This is a genomic window from uncultured Marinobacter sp., assembly GCF_947488835.1.
Lineage (GTDB): Bacteria > Pseudomonadota > Gammaproteobacteria > Pseudomonadales > Oleiphilaceae > Marinobacter.
In genome coordinates this window covers 1,899,695-1,920,122 of the sequence record NZ_CANLBK010000001.1, presented here as the reverse complement: position 1 = coordinate 1,920,122, position 20,428 = coordinate 1,899,695, and the positions used below count along the sequence as shown (strand labels likewise).

Annotated in this window: 17 protein-coding genes; 7 read left to right on the top strand and 10 right to left on the bottom strand. The window is 54.1% G+C overall.

The features are described from left to right. Nucleotides 1–50 precede the first annotated feature (50 nt). The 5 genes from Q0824_RS08920 to Q0824_RS08900 all read left to right on the top strand — a co-directional run bounded on the left by Q0824_RS08920 (nt 51) and on the right by Q0824_RS08900 (nt 4,772). Nucleotides 51–1,643: an isocitrate lyase gene (locus Q0824_RS08920; protein ID WP_298449445.1), complete on the top strand. Its 1,593-nt coding sequence runs from the start codon at nt 51–53 to the stop codon at nt 1,641–1,643. A gap of 382 nt (nt 1,644–2,025) precedes the next feature. After that, entirely contained in the window at nt 2,026–3,165 is a 1,140-nt protein-coding gene (locus Q0824_RS08915) for a hypothetical protein (protein WP_298449443.1), read from the top strand. Between the two features lie 54 nt (nt 3,166–3,219). Beyond that, nucleotides 3,220–3,570, top strand: a complete 351-nt coding sequence (locus tag Q0824_RS08910; protein ID WP_298449441.1) for a hypothetical protein — start codon at nt 3,220–3,222, stop codon at nt 3,568–3,570. 13 nt (nt 3,571–3,583) lie between these two features. Then, nucleotides 3,584–4,276, top strand: a complete 693-nt coding sequence (locus tag Q0824_RS08905; protein WP_298449438.1) for a C39 family peptidase — start codon at nt 3,584–3,586, stop codon at nt 4,274–4,276. A 4-nt stretch (nt 4,277–4,280) separates the two neighbouring features. Continuing rightward, nucleotides 4,281–4,772, top strand: a complete 492-nt coding sequence (locus Q0824_RS08900; RefSeq protein ID WP_298449436.1) for a hypothetical protein — start codon at nt 4,281–4,283, stop codon at nt 4,770–4,772. Nucleotides 4,773–4,799: 27 nt separating this feature from the next. On the opposite strand, the gene Q0824_RS08895 is transcribed toward Q0824_RS08900, so the two are convergent. Further along, entirely contained in the window at nt 4,800–5,861 is a 1,062-nt protein-coding gene (locus tag Q0824_RS08895) for a transporter (RefSeq protein WP_298449434.1), read from the bottom strand. Continuing rightward, complete coding sequence (locus Q0824_RS08890) at nt 5,858–7,249, bottom strand: sigma-54 dependent transcriptional regulator (RefSeq protein ID WP_298449433.1); 1,392 nt, start codon at nt 7,247–7,249, stop codon at nt 5,858–5,860. The genes Q0824_RS08895 and Q0824_RS08890 overlap by 4 nt, the downstream gene beginning before the upstream one ends. Nucleotides 7,250–7,606: 357 nt before the next feature. Between Q0824_RS08890 and Q0824_RS08885 the strand changes: the two genes are divergently transcribed. Together Q0824_RS08885 and senA are read left to right on the top strand one after the other, a co-directional pair. Continuing rightward, nucleotides 7,607–9,472, top strand: coding sequence for an SLC13 family permease (locus tag Q0824_RS08885; protein ID WP_298449432.1), 1,866 nt, complete (start codon nt 7,607–7,609; stop codon nt 9,470–9,472). 35 nt (nt 9,473–9,507) lie between these two features. Further along, on the top strand, nt 9,508–10,857 hold the full coding sequence (gene senA, locus Q0824_RS08880; protein WP_298449430.1) for a selenoneine synthase SenA: 1,350 nt from the start codon (nt 9,508–9,510) through the stop codon (nt 10,855–10,857). An 8-nt stretch (nt 10,858–10,865) separates the two neighbouring features. Here the strand turns inward: senA and Q0824_RS08875 are convergent, their stop codons facing one another. The 8 genes from Q0824_RS08875 to prmA form a co-directional block, all read right to left on the bottom strand. Beyond that, nucleotides 10,866–12,446 carry a cation:proton antiporter family protein gene (locus tag Q0824_RS08875; protein ID WP_298449428.1) on the bottom strand — a complete coding sequence of 527 codons (1,581 nt, stop codon included), beginning with the start codon at nt 12,444–12,446 and terminating at the stop codon, nt 10,866–10,868. A 98-nt stretch (nt 12,447–12,544) separates the two neighbouring features. Further along, the gene (locus tag Q0824_RS08870; protein ID WP_298449426.1) at nt 12,545–13,492 is read right to left on the bottom strand and encodes an alpha/beta hydrolase; all 948 of its coding nucleotides are present in this window, start codon (nt 13,490–13,492) and stop codon (nt 12,545–12,547) included. Between the two features lie 108 nt (nt 13,493–13,600). After that, nucleotides 13,601–14,893 carry a phosphoribosylamine--glycine ligase gene (gene purD, locus Q0824_RS08865; protein ID WP_298449424.1) on the bottom strand — a complete coding sequence of 431 codons (1,293 nt, stop codon included), beginning with the start codon at nt 14,891–14,893 and terminating at the stop codon, nt 13,601–13,603. 48 nt (nt 14,894–14,941) lie between these two features. Further along, the gene (purH, locus tag Q0824_RS08860) at nt 14,942–16,522 is read right to left on the bottom strand and encodes a bifunctional phosphoribosylaminoimidazolecarboxamide formyltransferase/IMP cyclohydrolase (protein ID WP_298449422.1); all 1,581 of its coding nucleotides are present in this window, start codon (nt 16,520–16,522) and stop codon (nt 14,942–14,944) included. Between the two features lie 86 nt (nt 16,523–16,608). After that, complete coding sequence (fis, locus tag Q0824_RS08855) at nt 16,609–16,926, bottom strand: DNA-binding transcriptional regulator Fis (protein ID WP_200369728.1); 318 nt, start codon at nt 16,924–16,926, stop codon at nt 16,609–16,611. Next, nucleotides 16,923–17,918, bottom strand: coding sequence for a tRNA dihydrouridine synthase DusB (gene dusB / locus Q0824_RS08850; RefSeq protein WP_298449587.1), 996 nt, complete (start codon nt 17,916–17,918; stop codon nt 16,923–16,925). The genes fis and dusB overlap by 4 nt, the downstream gene beginning before the upstream one ends. Nucleotides 17,919–18,145: 227 nt before the next feature. After that, nucleotides 18,146–19,432 carry a DUF3426 domain-containing protein gene (locus Q0824_RS08845; protein ID WP_298449419.1) on the bottom strand — a complete coding sequence of 429 codons (1,287 nt, stop codon included), beginning with the start codon at nt 19,430–19,432 and terminating at the stop codon, nt 18,146–18,148. Between the two features lie 73 nt (nt 19,433–19,505). Beyond that, on the bottom strand, nt 19,506–20,402 hold the full coding sequence (gene prmA / locus Q0824_RS08840; protein WP_298449417.1) for a 50S ribosomal protein L11 methyltransferase: 897 nt from the start codon (nt 20,400–20,402) through the stop codon (nt 19,506–19,508). Nucleotides 20,403–20,428: the final 26 nt, after the last annotated feature.

Genomic DNA, 20,428 nt, shown 5'->3' with positions numbered 1-20,428 from the left:
CCGGGCTAAAGTCATCAACCCCATTCATCAACACACCAAGGATCGAGACCATGCCATACGCAAAAGACGTCGATACTATTGCTTCAGTACTGAAGCAAAACCCGACCTGGCACGCGATTAACCCTAAGCACGCTGCTCGCATGCGCGCCCAGAACAAATTCAAGACTGGTCTGGACATCGCCAAGTACACTGCGAAGGTCATGCGTGAAGATATGGCTGCTTATGACGCCGACTCTTCCAAGTACACCCAGTCTCTGGGTTGCTGGCACGGTTTTATCGGCCAGCAGAAGCTGATCGCTATCAAGAAGCACTTCGGTACCACCAAGCGTCGTTACCTGTACCTGTCTGGTTGGATGGTTGCTGCTCTGCGTTCTGAGTTCGGGCCTCTGCCTGACCAGTCCATGCATGAGAAAACGGCTGTTTCCAGCCTGATCGAAGAGCTGTACACCTTCCTGCGTCAGGCTGATGCATGGGAACTGAACCACCTGTTCCGTGATCTGGAAGCTGCTGAAAATGCAGGCGACACTGCCAAGGCAGAAGAGCTGATCAAGCAGATCGACAACCACGAAACTCACGTTGTGCCGATCATTGCTGACATCGACGCTGGTTTCGGTAACGACGAAGCGACCTACCTGCTGGCCAAGCAGATGATTGAAGCGGGCGCTTGCGCAATCCAGATCGAGAACCAGGTTTCCGACGAGAAGCAGTGCGGCCACCAGGACGGTAAAGTAACCGTTCCTCACGCCGACTTCCTGTCCAAGATCAACGCTGTACGTTTGGCGTTCCTTGAGCTGGGTGTTGACGACGGTGTTATCGTTGCACGTACTGACTCACTGGGTGCTGGCCTGACCAAGCAGATCGCTGTAACCAACGAGCCAGGCGACCTGGGTGACCAGTACAACAGCTTCATCGATGGCGACATTATCGAGAAGGCTGAAGACATCAACAACGGCGACGTTGTGATCAAGCAGAACGGCAAGCTGGTTAAGCCCAAGCGTCTGGCATCTGGCCTGTTCCAGTTCAAGGAAGGCTCTGGTGAAGACCGCGTTGTTATGGACTGTATCGCCAGCCTGCAGAACGGCGCCGACATGCTGTGGATCGAGACTGAGAAGCCTCACGTTGGTCAGATCGCTGCCATGGTAAACCGCATCAAGGAAGTTGTTCCCGATGCCAAGCTGGTTTACAACAACAGCCCGTCCTTCAACTGGACTCTGAACTTCCGTCAGCAGGTATTCGATGCCATGCAGGAAGAAGGCAAGGATGTATCTGCCTACGACCGCGCCAAGCTGATGAGCGTAGAGTACGACAACACTGAACTGGGCAAGCAGGCTGACGAGTGGACTGCTAACTTCCAGCGCGACGCAGCCCGTGAAGCCGGTGTATTCCACCACCTGATCACTCTGCCGACTTACCACACTGCGGCCCTGTCTACCGACAACCTGGCCAAAGGCTACTTCGGTGCTGAAGGCATGCTGGCTTACGTTAAAGGCGTGCAGCGTGAAGAAATCCGTCAGGGCATCGCGACTGTTAAGCACCAGGATATGGCTGGTTCTAACATTGGTGATGACCACAAGGAATTCTTCGCAGGTGATGCTGCGCTGAAAGCCGGTGGTTCTGACAACACTATGAACCAGTTCGGTTAATTGAACGGTTGATAGCACCCTGTTCCCGGACTTGTTCCGGGGGCATGAAAACCCCGCAACTGGAGACAGTTTGCGGGGTTTTTGTTTTTTTACACTAACGGTTTCATGCATGTGATTGAAGCTAAAGGAAAATCTTCGATTCTCTGCCTTTCCCACACTTAAACTGTTTCATCCTTGAAACAGTTTTTGTCTTCGCAAGTCCTTCTTTGTTTTGCTTCTGATCCTGAAAACACCTTCAACAATAGTGGCTTAGCCGCCTGACCTTTTAAGTGGCACGGGAATCGCACTATTGGCTTTGTGGGTCTGGACCTTGGCTTACCTGAAGGCTAGCGGGTTGGGTCGGATCTCTATAAAAGCCAATAACCTAGAAGGAAACGACATCATGAATACTCGAAAAGGACTACTAGCGGCCGCGATTGCTATGAGTTTGGGTGTGACCGGTTTCGCTTTTGCTGAACAGGGAGGAGATGGAGATCCAAATACTAATGCGGATAACACCTCCACAGCCAACAATGACTATTCGGGTAATACCGATTCAGGGAACGACAATTCAACGTACAGCGACAGCTCCGATCACTCGGACGCTTCTGATAACTCGGATGCATCTGATAACTCAGACAACTCAGACAATTCGAATAATTCAGACAACAGCACGGACGTTGCCGACTCGTTCAAGATTGCCGACAGCGGTAATACAGACGCCTCGAATAACTCGGACAATTCGGATGCTTCCGACAATTCCGACAACTCTGATAATTCCGATAACTCTGATAATTCCGACAATTCGGATGCTTCCGACAACTCAGACAACAGCACCAGTGTTAGCGACTCGTTCAAAATCGCTGATAGCGGGAATGATATGTCGGACAATTCGGACAATTCCGATAACAGTGATAATTCGGATAACAGCGACAATTCGGACAACTCGGATAGCTCGGACAATTCGGACAGCTCAGATAACAGCACAAGCGTAAACGACGCGTTCAAGATTGCCGACAGTGGCAATACGGATGCTTCGAACAACTCCGACAATTCCGACAATTCGGATAACTCAGACAACTCTGATAACTCAGACAACTCTGATAACTCAGACAATTCTGATAACTCCGATAACTCGGATAATTCGGATAACTCAGACAACAGCACCAATGTTAGCGATTCGTTCAAAATCGCTGATAGTGGCAACAGTGACAGTTCAGATAACTCCACCAATGCCACAGACTCCTATAACAGCGATAGCAGTGACAGCTCTGACAACAGTGTCACCGAGCTGAATGTTTCGCTGGAGGTGTTCATGAACGATGCAGAGCTGAACGGCTCGGTAGCAGATACTTCTGTTACCTACGGTGATGCTTCTTCCAAGAAAGCGTACACCGAGGCAAGAGCTCATAACGAGATCTCCGGAAGCTCGGCTAACTTCACAGGTGTTGGTGCGTTCGCTCAGAACGCCGGCGTGGGAAGTGTTACCCAGGCCAACGTGAGTGTGATGTCCAACCTGAGCGCAGGTGGTGGTTCAGAGTGAGCAAGGCGGGCCACGCTTCAGGGTGTGGCCCTGGTTCCTGCCGGGAGGCAAGTCATGACAAACATTATCAGAGGGATACTGAGAGTCACCTGCCTGACCGTTGTCACTGGATTGGCTGGCGGAGCTACAGCTGAGGAGTGGATGAACCTGCCTACAATGAGTGCGGAGCAGTTAGAGAGCGCAAGTGGGCGCCAGGGGATACCTTTTCAATGGCAACTTAATGAAAACCAACAGAATGCTGTGGTTACCGGTAATACGATGTCGGGCCCTTCCGCAACTGGAGACAACCTGATATCAGATCATGCATTCGGGAATATGAGTGGTATTGCCACGGTCATCCAGAACACGGGTAACCAGGTAGTGATTCAGGATAGCACTCAGGTAAATATTCTGATCAATCGCTGACAGGAGGTGGGCCATGTTGAAGCGCGAGCTTGTTAAATGCATAGCGGGTGCGGCAATGCTTTGGTCCACTGCTTTTGCTGGCACCGTCATGTTGCCCGGAATGGGTGGCGGAGTTGAGATGGAGGTGCGCAGCTTCAAGGCGCAGCGTTTTAGTTCGGTTATACAGCAGCAATACGATTTCAGTTGTGGGTCAGCAGCTATCGCCTCGTTGCTTTCTTATCACTACGGTCATGAAGTTACGGAGCAGGAAGTTTTTTCCGGGATGTTTTCATTAGCAGATCCGGAGAAGGTGCGTCGAGAAGGTTTCTCTATGCTGGATATGAAGCGGTTTTTGAAAGCTGAAGGCTTTAAGGCTGACGGCTTTCGGATGCCGTTAGCGGGTTTGCGAGAGAAGGTTCGCCTGCCCGTCATAGCGCTTGTGAACCTTGAAGGGTTTAAACACTTTGTTGTTATCAAGGGGATCAGCGAGGACGAGGTGTTTGTCGGCGACCCCGCACGTGGGCTTAAAGCGTATCCCAGGGCGGAATTTGAAAGCTACTGGAATGGCGCCGCCTTTGTGATACGCAGCCATGTTGAACAGGGGCGCAGCACTTTCCTTGCCGATGGTAGCTGGCCGACGATTGTTCGGGCGCCGCTGTTCAAGGGGCAGGAGGGGCCATCACTTGGCCATACATTGCCCTATTGGCCTTCGTCGAGGGAGTGGTAGTGTTATGGACAGTATGCAGCGAATCTTAAGCGTAGGCCTGGTTTTTTCATTTCTAAGTATGGCTATGCCTGTGGTGGCCGAAAGCGTGTTCAAGGTCAGCGCTCTGAGCGACCAAGAGCTTGCGGCGCAAAGGGGCGGTTTTAGTTGGAACAACCTCGAAATTTCGATTGGTCTGGAACAGATAATTTCAGTGAATGGTGAGACTCTGGCGATCAACCGATTGAATATCCCCAACTTGAATCAAATAGTGAGTGGAAAAGCTATACCGCACGAAGTGGAGACTGTACTTGGTTTTGTCAGTTTCGGGCAGGGTGGTCAGGCATTGGTTTCCGCAACATCGGATACCGGCGGATGGATGACTTTGATTCAGAATGATCTGAATGGAGCGGTTATTCAAAATGCGCGACAACTCAATATCGAGCTGAATAATCTGGGTACGGGTTACCGTATTCCCGATAGTCTTCGGGAGCCTATCCTGCAGTTCCTTGGGCGCTGATTGCTTGGTAAATATACTCGAACTTTCCTAGAGACTGATTGGCAGTCTCAATGTTATCTCACTATTCGGTGCGTTCTCGGTTACTCCAATATTGACGGTAAGGCTCAGCGTTGTGCTGGGCGTTAATCGTTGAGAAAGTCCAAACGAGAGAGAGCCAATCTGAATTCGGTCGAAGTTAGCGGCAAACAAATTTATGTCGCGCTCATAAGTGGTGTTGCCGATAATTGAATGGTCGTACCCAAGGCTGAACGAGGTACGTTCATTGAACGCGAACCCCATGCCGAAGCCATATCGGACTACGTTCCCCGGATTAATAGTATTGCCATTCTCATAGCCCTTGTCGTCCTTCAGGGTATAAACGTAACTCAGGTTGCCATAAAGCACGGCAGGGTCTGAGGGGTAGATAAACGATACGCCCGGCTCGAAAGACCAGAAGCCCGAGCCCGTTGGCCGCTCCGCAAGCTCAACTCCTATCGGATTGCCACTGCTATCGTAAAGAATCTTCTGGCCAACATCGTACGGGCTATCCCCGGTGGGCGCTTTTGCCCGGAATGAACCAATAACATAGGGCCAGCCCATGACACCGTCGTTAAGTTGGTAACGAACCGACAGTTCCGCGTCGCCCAAACCCTCGCCTGAAGACTCTCGCAGGGTATCAACCGGGGTGCCCTGAAATGCCTCACGCTCCCGAAGATCCTCCTGGATGCTCAAATATGGAATACGTACTGCGGCTTCAAACCGGCTGGTAAAACCATACTTGAGTGACACTGCGCCAACATAGATATCCCGCTGAACCTCTGAGATATTGATGAGGCCAATCAGTAGCGCAGGAATAACGGTGTAGCCCTCTATGGCAACCTGGGTGGCATTACTGTGGGCATGGGAAAAAGATGGCTCGAAGGTGAACCGACCGGGCCGTGTCACAATGCCCCGGTCAGCGGTAATTGATGCAATATCTGAGGCGTGTTCGCTGGCTTGTTCCGCTTGGTTCGGTGCACTGATTGCGTCATCCTGTTCCGGCTTTGCCATGGCTACTGCTGGAATCAGACACGCACTCATGGCGACTAGCAGGGTAGTGTGGGTTCTCATGATAGATCTCCCTTCGGGTCCGGGTTGTGTTGGCGATCCCGGTTATCCGGGGCCGGGCTGTACTTATCCAGGAGTCGGTAGAGGGAGGCTCGCGATATATTCAGGAGCCGCGCGGCTTCAGACATATTGTGGTTTGAAAGTTGAAGGCTGCACAGCAGTGCCTGCCGGTCGGCTTTATCGCGGAATTCCTGGAGGCTTAAATTCGAGTGTAATTCACCGCCATGGCTTGTCAGTCCGAGACCAAGATCTGAGGCCTCGATAACAGGTCGGTCGCTTAGCAGCCAGCCTTGCCGCAGGCGGTTCTGCAGTTCCTGGAGATTGCCAGGCCACGAGTGGTTTAGAAGGCTTTGTTTGGCTTTCTTGCTTAGCTGCTTAGGCTCAGATCCTTGGGCCAATGCCTCTAACAGTGAACGAGCGAGGAGTAATATATCCTCTCGTCGGTCTTTTAAGGGCGGGAGCTTTACCTCAAGGCTGCCAAGTCGGAAGTAAACGTCACTGCGAAAGCGCCCGAGAGCAACCAGATCAAGTAAAGGCTCACTTGTGGTTGCAATTACCCGGCAGTCAACCGGTATCTGGACGGAACCTCCCACGCGTTCAACTGAGCTTTCTTGAAGAAACCTCAGAATGGCGGATTGTTGTTCGAGTTGCAGTTCGTTGATGCCGGAAAATATCAAAGAGCCGCCGTTAGCCTGCTCAAGCCGCCCCTGGCGGGAACTAAGAGCACTCGTAAAAGCCCCCTTTTCATAACCGAACAATTCGCTCTGCGTAAGTGTGGTAGGTAGGGCTGCGCAGTTAATGGTAACCAGTGGGCCAGCGGCACGAGCAGAGTGTGAATGTAGATGCCGGGCGGCGGCTTCCTTACCGGTGCCGCTTTCTCCTGAGAGCAGTACCGGCTCCAAAGTGGTTGAGAAACGACGGAGCAGGCCACGAACCTGCTGGATAGAGTGGGAGTTTCCCAGAAGAGCAAAGCGTTGATAATCATCATGAACGAAGCTGTTGGCGGGTTCCTGAATTTTTGCCATGCCCCAAAGGTGCCCAAGCATCATGTTGATGTGTTCATGGTCTACAGGCAGAGTATGGAAGTCAGAGCAGTAGCGAACGATGAGTCGTGCCGCGTTTGTTCCGCTGGCAGGTAATTGAGGCGCTATGGCGACCCAGTATTTCAGGTCCAACATTTCAAGCCAGCTTCCGGGCCAAGGCATGCTTTCTCTAGGCTGGCTTGGGAATTCAAGCACACCGACTTTGGCGCCGTCCGGGACGCAGGTAAAAAGAGGAACTGGCTCATAAAGGTTGAAATCAATCAGATTCCAGTTTGCTTCCAGTTCCTTTCGCAGCCTGGTGTTAATGTGTGCCGCTGACAACCAAACAAGCGGTCGCTTTTCCAGCATGGCAAACCTCCGGTGAAGTAGTGCCTCGGAAATAGGGCTGCCAGCCGTTCAGGATTGCGTTTAATAACCGGTACCGCGGAGAATCCGGTCACGGTCCTGTGTGACCCGCCATGGCTGTTTCCTTACAGCCATGAATATCATGATCGCCTTCCTCGATTACACGCAGATTATGTACCAAGCAGTATTTAGCTCTTCCTATACAGGCGCTTGAGAATGGCGCGCCATTTGCAAAATTAAAAAACGTAAAAAAGGCTGACATCTCTTGATCGAATGTGATGCTCATGAGCACATGAGCTTGAGCTACTTTATCTTGGCTTTGTTATATTCTGCTGTTCATCCCCTATCAGGAGAGCGCCCTTGAGTATCGAGCAAGGCATTGTGTTTGCGGTGCTCGGAATCACCCTTGCCATGTTTGTGTGGAACCGCATCCGTTTTGATGTGGTGGCTATGCTTGCCTTACTGGCGGTTGCCATATCCGGGCTGGTCCCAACCGAAGAGTTGTTTGCGGGATTTGGCCATCCGGCGGTGATTACTGTGGCTGCTGTTCTCGTGATCAGCGAGGGGTTGGTGAATGGCGGTGTGGTGGATAATATCGCTCGGCTTCTGGGCAAGATCGGCCATCGGCCTACACTTCAGGTGTTAATGCTGACCAGTGTAGTGGCGCTATGCTCCGGCTTTATTAACAACGTAGGCGCCTTGGCGTTACTGATGCCGGTGGCTATCTGGATGTCCCGGGAAGCAGGGCGCTCGCCCTCACTGCTGCTAATGCCGCTGGCTTTCGGTTCATTGCTGGGCGGCACCATGACCCTTATCGGCACGCCGCCCAACATCATCATTGCCTCCTACCGTGAAGGCGGTACCTTCGGGTTGTTTGACTTTGCTCCGGTTGGCGTGGCGATTACGTTGGCGGGGATCGCCTTCATTACTCTGGTAGGTTGGCGTCTCACCCCTCGCCGGGAAGAAAATTCTGCGAATGCCAAATTGTTCAGCGTTGGCGAATATCTGACTGAGCTTCGTCTGCCGAAAGACTCAAACCACGCGGGTTCGACGTTGCACAGTCTTCTGGAAATCGCAGGAGACGAAGTGGATATTGTGGTTCTCGCCCTGATTCGTGATGAGAAATTACAGGCGGTTCCGTCCACTTATAAAATTCTGCGTGAGGGGGACGTGTTGTTGGTTGAAGCCGACACCTCCAGCTTGCAGGTGTTTCTCGACAAAACGAAGCTTGAGCTGGCGAATCAGGCGGTCGAAGATGAAGAAATAGACGACGATACAAACGGAGAAGAACAAAGCGTTAGCGGTGTGAGCGATAGCGCTGGCACGAGCAGCGACAAGGACGATAAAAATGCGGCAGCCCGGATAGACAAAGGCGAGCTGTATCTGGTGGAAGCCGTTATTGCTCCGGAGTCGTCGTTGGTGGGGCAGACCGCTAACCGATTGAGATTGCGGGAGCGCAACCAGCTCAATATTGTTGCCGTCGCGAGACTGGGCCACCGGCTCAAGCGGCGCATTGGCGATATAAGGTTCAATGCGGGTGATATATTGCTGGTGCAGGGCTTTGAGGATTCTCTGAGCGGCACCCTGGCAGAGCTCGGGTGCCTACCACTGGCGGAGCGAGGGTTAAAGCTGGGTTCTCCCCGCAACACAGTGATGGCTTCAGGTATCTTTCTCGTCAGTATTGCGGTTATTGTGGCAGGCCTTCTCTCTGCTCCCGTTGCACTGGTGGCAGCCGCCGTGGCAATGGTGCTGGTGAAGCTGATGTCTGCTTCGGAAGCTTACAAAGCGATTGACTGGTCGGTGATCGTTTTGCTGGCGGCGATGATACCGGTCGGCCAGGCGATGGAATCTACGGGTGGCGCAGCGCTGATAGCGTCACAAATGCTGATGTTAGGCGAACATCTCTCGATTGCTTCTGTCCTGGTAGTGATACTGGTGGGCACTTCGTTGTTATCCAACGTAGTAAATAACGCAGCGGCTGCGATTGTGGTTGCGCCGATTGCTCTCAGCCTGGCCACCGAATTGCAGATGCCCTCTGATGCGGTGTTGATGGCGGTGGCGGTTGGTGCCTCCTGTGCCTTTATGACGCCGATCGGGCATCAATCAAACGCGCTGGTTATGGAACCGGGGGGTTATGAATTTGGTGATTACTGGCGCCTGGGCTTGCCCCTGACGATCATCGTAACCCTCGTGGCTGTGCCAATGATTATGCTGGTCTGGACATGACCCTACGAAAATGAACCAAGATGGAGGCAAAGCCGATGCACAAAGCTGAATTGCTGGCAGAGCTTGAGAACACGCGAATGCGAACGCGGGAGCTCATTACATCGCTAGGTGAACACCAGCTTGAGGTGCCTTACCATCCTGGGGTGAATCCACCGCTTTGGGAAATGGGCCACGCTGCTTTTTTCTATGAAGTGTTTGTGTTCAAACTTTTGGACGGCGATGCCAGCTTCGACCCTTCCATGGACGACCTATGGGACTCGTTCCATATTGATCATCAGGATCGTTGGCGCCGGGATATATTTCCCGGGCTCGTAAAAACGTTAAATTACTTCGATCACGTCTACGAAAAAATGGCGCACCGTATTAAAAGCTCTCAGCTGAGCGATCAGGAGCTCTACCTCTTCCGCTACGCCATCTATCACCAGAATATGCACATAGAGTCTCTGGTTTGGTGCCGTCAGACGGTTGGCTACGGGCCACCACCCGGAACACAGTTCGAGCGTCCTGCGCCTGGTAACAGGCCAGGCGACTCATCAGGCGGTGATGCCAGGATTCCTGCGGGTGACTGGTTGATCGGCATGCCGGTTGATTCCGGGCAGTATGCCGCTGAGGATTTTGCTTTCGATGCTGAAAAACCCCGCCATGGGGTGACACTGAGCGAGTTTTCGATGTCCAGATACCTGGTCAGCAACCGTGAGTTCGCGGAGTTTGTTGATGACGGCGGCTATGAAAAGCCGGATCTATGGTCCTTCGGGGGGCAGAAATGGTTGCGAACCGAAGCGGATATTGCGCTGGCTCAAGGTAGATCGGAACCCATGCTGCAAACACCAAAGCACCCCGTGTATTGGCGTCGGCATGAAGGTCAGTGGCAAGAGCGCCTGTTCGATCAATGGCAAGCACTGAGCCTCGACGCACCCGTCACCCACGTGAGCTATTGGGAAGCTGAAGCCTATTGCCGTTGGGCGGGGCGGCGTTTGCCTACAGAACAGGAGTGGGAGGTGGCGGCGCTTGGCAACCGCAAAAATGAGGCATTCCGTAGATACCCCTGGGGTAACGATCTTCCGGATGCCATGCGCGCAGATATGAACGCCAGTGGCATGGCCAAGAACCCCGTGGCCGATTACCCGGAAGGCGCCAGTCCGTTTGGTTGTCGGCAGATGATCGGCACCGTATGGGAGTGGACCAGCAGCCAGTTTTTGCCCTATGACGGCTTCCGTACCGACATGTACCCGTTTATGTCTACGCTCCAGTTCGGGGATCACAAGGTCAGCCGTGGCGGCAGTTGTGCCACCTCATCCTGCTTGATTCGTGGCACCTATCGTCAGGCGTACCTGCCGCAGAGGAACGATGTGTATACAGGCTTCCGGACCTGTGCACTGACCTGACGTTGCGCTCAGCTTGCCTTTTCTGGCGGCAGCTGGGCTGGGCCCGGGCATTTGTCCAGTAGGTGGCTGGCCAGGGCAACACCCGTTTCGCTCATGGTGAGGTAAGCTTCGTCGGCACCGGCTTCGCAAATGCTCTTGGCTTCGTCTGCGAACATGGTGTGTGCAACAATGTAGCCTGTGAAACCATATTTCCTTAACTTTTGCGCCGCGATGAGTTTCGCCTCTATATCGCTCATTGCAAGAATGACTGCATCCAGTGTTGGCATATGGAGCGCTTCCCAAAAGGTTTTGTCTTCGGCGTCGGCATAAACTACGTTCCGCCCCTCCTTCTGGTGCCGCATCACTTTTGCAAGATCAGAATCCAGCCCCATCAGCCTTGCCTCTTTGATTTTTAGCCAGTCATAGGAGGCTGTGCCTGTGCGGCCCATGCCCATCACCAGAACCCGGGTGTCACCCAGAGAAATGGGTAGCTCATCGGGGTGTCGTTGTTTGCTTTCGAAGGGGGCAAGTCGATTGCTCAAGCGATCATACAGTGGGTGCGCAAGCCGGTTCAGTGGTGCCGAGATAAGGAAAGAGAGGGCAACTGTAATGGCCAGAGGCACCAGCCACTCCGGCAGCGCAATACTGGCGACGATCAACCCGAATTCACTGTAGTTGGTGAGTGCCAGTGCGGTCAGAAAACCACTGCGGGCGCGCAGGCGGAACAGCAACATCAGGAAGAAGAACAAAATGCCCTTTATGGGCAGCACCAAAGCGGCCACCACGGCAAAAATAATGGCATTGGTATCCGGCAGGCCGCCTATGCCGATTTGCAGAAAGAAGCCGACCAGGAATATTTCCTTCACGCTCCACAGAGACTTCGCCAATTCCTGGCTGCGGGGGTGATTTGCAAGAATGGCGCCGAATACCAGAGCGCCCAGTTCCGAGCTAAGCCCGACCGACTGAAAGCCCAAACCACCGATAACCAGAGCCAGCAGTAATCCAAGAAGCACCAACAGTTCATCGTGCCCACTGGCGTCCAGCAATTTGTATAACAACGGCCGCAGCAGTGGTAAGCCAAAGACAATCAATGCCCACTCTGAAGGTGTCTGGCCTGCCGCCAGGCTCATCACCAGCAGTGCGATCAAATCCTGCATGATCAGAATGCCGATGGCTACCCGGCCGTGAAAGGCTCTGAGCTCGCGCTTGTTTTCCAGCACCTTGGCGGCCAGTACAGTCGATGAGAAAGACAGGGCAACAGCCAGCATAAATGCTACGTACCAGCTTATGTCCATCAGCAAATAAAGGCCCGGGGTAAACACGAAACAGGTGATGGCAAAGTGCAGAAGACTGCCGCCGATGACTTCGGGGCTGATAACCGACTTGAGTTTAAGCTTGAGGCCCACAGTGAACAGCATAAGCAATACGCCCAGGTGAGCGATATGAGCCAGTACCGCTGTGGGTTCTGCAGAAATACCAATAGAAGGGCTGGCGGCAAGACCACTGAGCACAAAGCCTGCTGCCAGATAGCCAACCAGTGGTGGCAGACCGACGGATTTGATCAGGAGGCCAAGGCCGAATGCAAAAGAAATCCAGATAGCTTCAGGCATGGGAGGTTCTTTAAGGGGAAAATTAGCTTCCGTGTAAGGCTACCTTTTTTTCCCTGACCGTTGAAGCCAATAACGGTGGAACCTCCTGCCCAATTGACCTAGTCGACTTCTGATATAAAGGGTGCGGCAAATTCAAGGAATAGGCGAGCAGATTCTTCTGGTGCCTCAATCATCGGTGCGTGGCCGATGCCGTCCAGTATCTCCAACTGCGAACCGGAGATGGCCTTTTGAAAGATGGCACCGTTACGGTAGTCCAGTATGCGGTCCTCTTTGCCCCAGACGATAAGAACGGGATCTTCGATCCGTTTAATGGCGTCGCGAAAGTCCGGTGTAAAACCAACCTCTTTAATCGCGTCAAAGATCACGTTGTTCACTTCCTGATTGGCGATGGCTTTTTCTTCCATAACCCCCAGAATCGGCCAGGGAACAAAAGGCCGTTCTTCCAGGGCAAAATCCATCAGGCGTTCGAAATCCCCGGGCTTGCTCGGGATGAGGGGGTTGTCACCTGCCAGTACCATGCCGACCATTTCGTTTTCATAATCCAGGATGCCGGCTGGGTCGAACAGCACCGCGGTTTTAATTTGTTCTGGATGGGTAGCCGTGTAAAGGGCGGTAATGCCGCCGCCCATGGAATTGCCCATCATATGCATCTCGCTGATCCCCAAGGCCTCAATAATGCCGGCAAGGTAGGCGACCTGCTCTTCAAAACGGTATCCCAGATCCAGTGGTTTGCTGCTTTCGCCGTGGCCCGGGAGGTCTATGGCGTAGACATTGAAATCATCTGTGAGCTCTCGGGCGATGCGCGTCCAGTTGTCTTTGTTGGCCCCAAAACCGTGTACCAGAACAATGGTGTCGCCATTGTTGGCTTCGGCATTTCGCAGGTACGCGATTTGGAGATCGCCCACGGTGATATTGTCTGCTTCGAGGCCGGCAGAGGAACGCTCATAACCAATGGCGGTATCATATATGCCTTGGCGGGAGCAGGCACTTAGCAACAGAACAGTAAATAGTAAAAAAACGGCAGTAAACGGGGGCGTTTTGAACATTTGGGGCGAATCCTGATTGTTTGTGTTTCTTGCCCGCTGGGCGAGTGCGTTTACACTACCCTATAAAAAAGCCCGGACATTGGCCGGGCTTTCGTCTTCAGTGTGTCGTTACGATCCTTCACGCGCGATCGCACGGTAGGCAATGTCCTTGCGATAAAAAACACCGTCCCAGCGTATTCTGTCCGCGAGAGCATAAGCCCTCTGTTGAGCTTCAGTAACGCTATGGCCCAGCGCGGTTGCGCAGAGTACCCGGCCGCCATTGGTAACGACATCGCCACCATCCTGGCTCAAGCTGGTACCGGCATGGAATGCTTTCTCACCTTCGGTATCCGTTTCCGGCAGGCCGGAAATAACATCGCCTTTGTTGTAGCTGCCAGGGTAGCCCCCTGCTGCCAGTACAATGCCGACTGCGGCGCGTTCGTCCCAGTCAGAGCTGCACTCATCCAGTTTGCCATCAATAGCTGCCTGACAGAGCGCAACAATGTCTGACTTCATGCGCAGCAGGATTGGCTGGGTTTCCGGATCGCCAAAACGGCAGTTGAATTCGATAACCTTCGGGGCACCGCTGGTGTCTATCATCAGGCCGGCGTACAGGAAGCCTTTGTAAGGAAGGCCTTCAGAGGCCATGCCGCGTACCGTTGGGTAGATAACCTCATCCATAATGCGCTTGTGCACCTCAGCGGTGACCACGGGGGCTGGGGAGTAGGCTCCCATGCCGCCGGTGTTGGGGCCGGTGTCGCCGTCACCTACGCGCTTGTGGTCTTGTGAGGTGGCCATGGGCAGAACATTCTCGCCATCCACCATCACAATAAAGCTGGCTTCCTCGCCTTCCAGGAATTCCTCAACTACCACACGGCTGCCAGCCTCACCAAAGGCATTGCCTGCGAGCATGTCGCGGATGGCGTTTTCAGCTTCTTCCAGAGTCATGGCGACAATAACGCCTTTGCCTGCGGCCAGGCCGTCGGCCTTGACCACAATAGGGGCGCCCTGTTCACGCACATAGGCAAGAGCTTCATCCACATCGGTGAAGTTTCCGTAGGCGGCAGAAGGGATGTTCTGGCGAGCCAGGAAATCCTTGGTGAAGGCTTTGGAGCCTTCCAGTTGTGCGGCGCTGGCGCTGGGGCCGAATACGCGCAGGCCACGCTCTTCAAACAAATCTACAATGCCGGCTACCAGCGGTGCTTCCGGGCCAACAATGGTCAGGCCAACGTTGTTGTCGGAGGCAAATTTGGCCAAGCCCTCAATATCCAGAGCATCAATCTTGACGTTTTCAACGCCCGGCTCGCGAGCAGTGCCCGCATTGCCAGGCGCTACAAAAACAGTGCCCACACCCGGAGACTGAGCTGCTTTCCATGCCAGGGCGTGTTCACGACCGCCGCTGCCAATTACCAGAATATTCATATCTTATTGCCCCGTATGTTTAAAAAGAGCTGTCATAAAGAATTGTTATCAGTGCCGGAAATGGCGCATACCGGTGAAGACCATGGCAATGCCGTGTTCGTTGGCGGCGTCGATGACTTCCTGGTCCCGCATAGAGCCACCGGGCTGAATGACCGCAGTAATGCCTGCTTCAGCGGCGGCATCAATGCCATCCCGGAATGGGAAGAATGCATCAGAAGCCATAACCGAACCCTTTACTTCCAGGTTCTCATCGGCGGCTTTGATGCCGGCAATCCGGGCGCTGTATACGCGGCTCATCTGGCCTGCACCTACGCCGATCGTGCGGCCTGAGCGGGCATAAACAATGGCATTGGACTTCACGTACTTCGCTACTTCCCAGGCAAACAGCAGGTCGTTCAGTTCGTGTTCTGTTGGCTGGCGGGTGGTGACGACTTTTACATCGGCCATGGCCACCATACCCAAGTCACGATCCTGTACCAGAAGGCCGCCAGTTACGCGCTTGTAGTCCATGGATTGGGCGCGCTCGCCATTCAGATCGCCACAGGCCAGTAGCCGGACGTTCTTCTTGGCGGCCACCAGCTCGACCGCTTCCGGTGCGATGGTTGGGGCAATAATGACCTCAACAAACTGGCGATCAATAATCGCCTTGGCGGTGTCTGCGTCCAGCTCCCGGTTGAAGGCAATGATGCCGCCGAACGCGGAGGTGGGGTCGGTAGCAAAGGCCAGATCATAGGCCTGGAGAATATCCGCACCGATCGCCACGCCGCAGGGGTTGGCGTGTTTGACGATTACACAGGCCGGATCTGCGAACGGCTTGACGCATTCCAGGGCCGCGTCAGTGTCTGCCACGTTGTTGTAGGACAGCTCTTTACCCTGAAGCTGTTTTGCCGTGGCAACACTGGCTTCCTTCGGGTTGCGCTCGGCATAGAAGGCCGCGCGCTGGTGCGGGTTTTCGCCGTAGCGCATGTCCTGCACTTTTACATACTGGGCATTGAACGTGCGGGGGAAGTCAGCATTGTCGTTATCTGCCGTGCGGCCACCCAGATAATTGGCAATGGCGCCGTCGTAGCCTGCGGTGTGTTCGAAGGCTTTGACGGCCAGATCAAAGCGCGTGGCGTGGGTGAGCTGACCATCGTTCTCATCCAGTTCTTTCACTACGCGGCTGTAATCCGATGCATTGACCACAATGGCGACATCGTTGTGATTCTTGGCAGCGGCGCGAACCATGGTTGGGCCGCCGATGTCGATGTTCTCAATGGCGGTAGCAAGGTCGCAATCCGGATCGGCAACGGTGGATTCGAACGGATAGAGGTTCACCACAACCATGTCAATCGGGTTTATGCCGTGCTCACCCATGATGGCGTCGTCGGTGCCTCTGCGGCCTAAAATGCCACCGTGGATTTTCGGATGCAGGGTTTTTACCCGGCCGTCCATCATCTCCGGGAACCCGGTGTAGTCCGAGACTTCAGTAACGGGAACACTGTTGTCTTTCAGGAGGCGGAAGGTCCCTCCGGTGGAGAGCAGTTCGATGCCGCGGTCGGTGAGGGCTCGGCCGAATTCGACGATGCCGGATTTATCACTAACGCTGATCAGTGCGCGACGGACGGGGGTATTAGCCTGGTTTGCCATGGGGTCACATTCTTCACTTGGGGTGAACGAACAAGGGCCTCGCGAAGGGTGTCCGGGAGGCCCTCTTTCAAGTCAGGGTGTCTCGATTATAGCAGTCCGTACTGCTTGAGCTTCTTGCGCAGGGTTCCGCGGTTCAGGCCGAGCATAGTGGATGCCTTGGTCTGATTGTTGCGGGTGTATTTCATTACCTGCTCCAGCAGCGGAGCTTCCACTTCCGAGAGCACCAGCTGGTAAACCTCTGTAACGGGGGCGCCATCAAGTTGGGCGAAGTAGTTCTTCAGAGCCACTTCAACGTTATCGCGCAGGGTAACGGTGTTGCCGCTGCTATTCACCGTTTGTAGCTGGTGAAGATCATCGTTGGCTGGGGTGTTCAAGGTGTTCTGTACCAAAGTCTCAGCGGTCATGCTGCGAATTCCTCTCCGTTTCGTAAGCCTGAAAAATACTGTTGGATACTGTCTTTCTGCTCCAGCGCGGTGTCGAACGCGTTGAAGCGACTGCGGAACTGTTTGTCCGGGTCGTGGGACTGCAGGTACCAGCCCACGTGTTTTCTGGCAATACGTACGCCCATGAGTTCGCCGTAAAAGCTGTGCAGGGCAACCAGGTGTTCGCTTAAAATCGTTTCCACTTCATTCAGCGGGGGTGCTAGCAAGTGTTGTCCGGTTTCAAGGAAATGCAGTATTTCCCTGAAAATCCAGGGGCTACCTTGAGCCGCGCGGCCAATAAGCAGGCCATCGGCACCGGTATATGCCAAAACTTCACGAGCCTTTTCCGGCGACGTAATGTCACCATTGGCGAAAACCGGAATGCCAACACTGGCTTTAACTTCAGCGATGGTGTCGTATTCGGCGTCACCGTTGTACTTGTCGGCTCGGGTGCGGCCATGTACGGCCAGCGCCTGAATGCCGATATCCTCTGCCATGCGCGCTATTGCTGGTGCGTTACGGTAGCTTTGGTCCCACCCGGTACGCATTTTCAGGGTAACGGGTATGTCCACTGCACCGACGACCGCTTCCAGAATATCTCTAACCAGGCGCTCATCTTTCATCAACGCAGAGCCGGCGGCTTTGTTGCACACCTTTTTAGCCGGGCAGCCCATGTTGATGTCGATTATCTGGGCACCGGATTCGGCATTAAGCCGAGCCGCATTGGCCAGCATTTCCGGGTCACCACCCGCGATCTGTACAGACCTTGGTTCGGGCTCCCCTGCATGATCCATGCGGGTTCTGGATTTGCGCGTATGCCAGAGCTTGCTGTCTGCTATCACCATTTCCGATACCGCCAGACCCGCGCCCATCTTTCGGCAAAGCAGCCGGAATGGACGATCTGTTACACCGGCCATGGGCGCAACAATCAGCGGATTGGGCAGCGTGTACGGCCCGATTTTTGCCGTCGGCAACATGGTTTGAACCCGTATCACAGCAGAGAATGCAAAAGTCGGAGTGGTGCGGTTGTTTAATAAATAACCGATGCCAGTTCCGAAGGGCGCTAATGATACCGCTGGGGGCACTTTGATTGAAGGGGCAAGGGAGCGAAAAAACTGATTATTTTTCGCTCTTTTTGGTTGACTTTTGTTCTACGGGGTGACGAGTGGAGTACCTGCCGCGTGGTCTACGGCAGGTTCGTTCAGGGGGTGTAGGGGCGGAAAATTATATTGTAGTTGACCGCGTCCCGGCCCGGATCACGGATGTTGATAGCAATGCGCACGGGGGTTTCCACGGGCATTATGTCGAGTCCTTCTGCTTCGCCAGCGAGATAGTCGGAGGGGGCGAAAATACTCTGGGCAACGACATCTCCGTTCAGGTTGGAGAATGTCAGGGCAATGGCTGGGAAGGGTTGCTGAAATACTGCCCGGTTGATGATAACTGCGTCTACCACCAGCTGGTTTCGGTTGTCCGGATCGGTGCGAACGACCAACTTGCGGCTCTGAATAGCCTCAACGTCGATCAAAGGCTTCAGCTCACAACCTGCCAGCTCGCAGCCCTTTTCATAAAACGGCCGTAGTTCCGGTATTGCCGAAAGCCGGTCAAACTGAAACCAGGTGACTTGCGCAACCAGCACGCCGATAAGGCCCAGCACAACCACAGTCCAGGTCAGGGTGCGTAGCCAGCTTCTATTGCTGCCACCCATGGATATCGGCTCGTATCTGAGGTCGCCAAAGGGGGCGCCCGCTTCGAAGGGCTGTTTTTCAGGCTGGTGTCTGGATTCTGGCCCAGCGTCTGCCTCATGCTCGTTGGCAAAGGATTCGAATGCCGGGTCAGCCTGCTCATCGACGAAAAAGCCCGGTGTATCGTCCTGTCGTGATTCCTGAGGGCTTTCTGTTGGGGTTGCGCTGGCGTCTTCCGCCTCGGTTTCAGGCAAAGGCTCAGGTTGTGGCTTCGATCTGGATTGTGTGTCCGCTTCTCCCGTTGCCCCTGCTTCTGCTTCTGGAGTGCTCTCGGCGGTATCGGCTGGCGCGTCGTCTTCCCAAAGAATCGCTTCGGCCCAGCTTTCATCAACGTCCCCAGTCAGGTCGTCGGCGTTGGATTCATCCAGAGCTGAGGGATTTCGGTCGTCGAAACTGCGGAAGCTGTCACTCAGTTCGTCATCCGAGAACGTCAGTTTTGTTCCGGCATAGCGGCCTTCTTGAGCATCTTCTTCGGGGTTATCCGCGAAGACGAAATCGTCTCCCGATGCATCGCTTTCGAAACCGCTGGCCGACTGTTCAGTTGATGCGCCCTCTGAGGGCATTTTGCTGCCCGTGTCAGAGGGGGCTTTCTGAGTAACGCTTGCTATCTCGTGTTCAATTGCGTTGAAAACAGCCATGCAATGACCGCAGCGCACCTTTCCCTTGGCAAGGCCAAGTTGCTCATCGGTCACCCGAAAGCGGGTATGACATTTTGGGCATTCGGTTTGCAGACTACTCTGGGTCATGCTTTGTTCCTGAAAGCGACGGAGCTATGAACTGAAATACGAGTTAGGAGTTTAGTCTTTAAGACCGCCTCCGTCATCTGTCGTTGCGTCGTCCTGTGAGGCGTACCCACTCTTCACGCTGTGCCGGCTCATCCATAATAAACCAGGGCTCATAGGCAGCCATTACCGAACGGGCCTGGTAAGAAAGAATGCCTGAAAGCACCAGATCACCCCCAGGGTTTGTAAGCTTTGCCAGATGAGGCGCGAGGCCTATTAGCGGCTGTGCGAGAATGTTTGCCAACATTACGTCGGCTTTGCCGTCTGGCTCATTTTCCGGAAGGTAGAGATCCAGCCTGGCCTCATCCACACCGTTGCGACGGGCGTTCTCACGACTTGCTTCCAGAGCCTGAGGATCGGTGTCTACGCCGGTAACATGGTCGGCACCAAGAAGCAGGGCTGCCAAACCGAGTATGCCGGAGCCGCAGCCGTAGTCGATTACCTGCTTGTCTGTAACATCCGCGCCATCCAGCCATTCCAGACAGAGGGCTGTGGTGGGGTGTGTACCTGTGCCGAAGGCCAGGCCAGGATCGAGCATCAAGTTGGCGGCATCCGGATCCGGCGCTTCATGCCAGCTTGGCACTATCCACAAGCGCTCTCCGAATTGCAGAGGATGAAAATCGTCCATCCAGGCTCGCTCCCAGTCTTTGTCTTCTACCAGGGTAATGTCTATGTCGGCGAGCGATTGCTGGGTTTGCTGGTGCCAGGCATTGCGAATGTCTGAGCACAGTTGGTCTATATCGTGGTCGGCTTGAAAAAGCCCGGTAACGGTAGTCTGGCTCCACAGGGGCGTGGTGCCATGGTCGGGCTCGTAGAGTGGTTGATCGGCTGCGTCTTCCATGGAAACGGCATCAGCGCCTATCTCCATAAGCAGATCTTCAAGCTGATCCGCGGTATCGGGATCAGCCGGGATCTGAAGTTGTATCCAGGGCATAGCTCTTCCTGCATTGCGATGCAGGA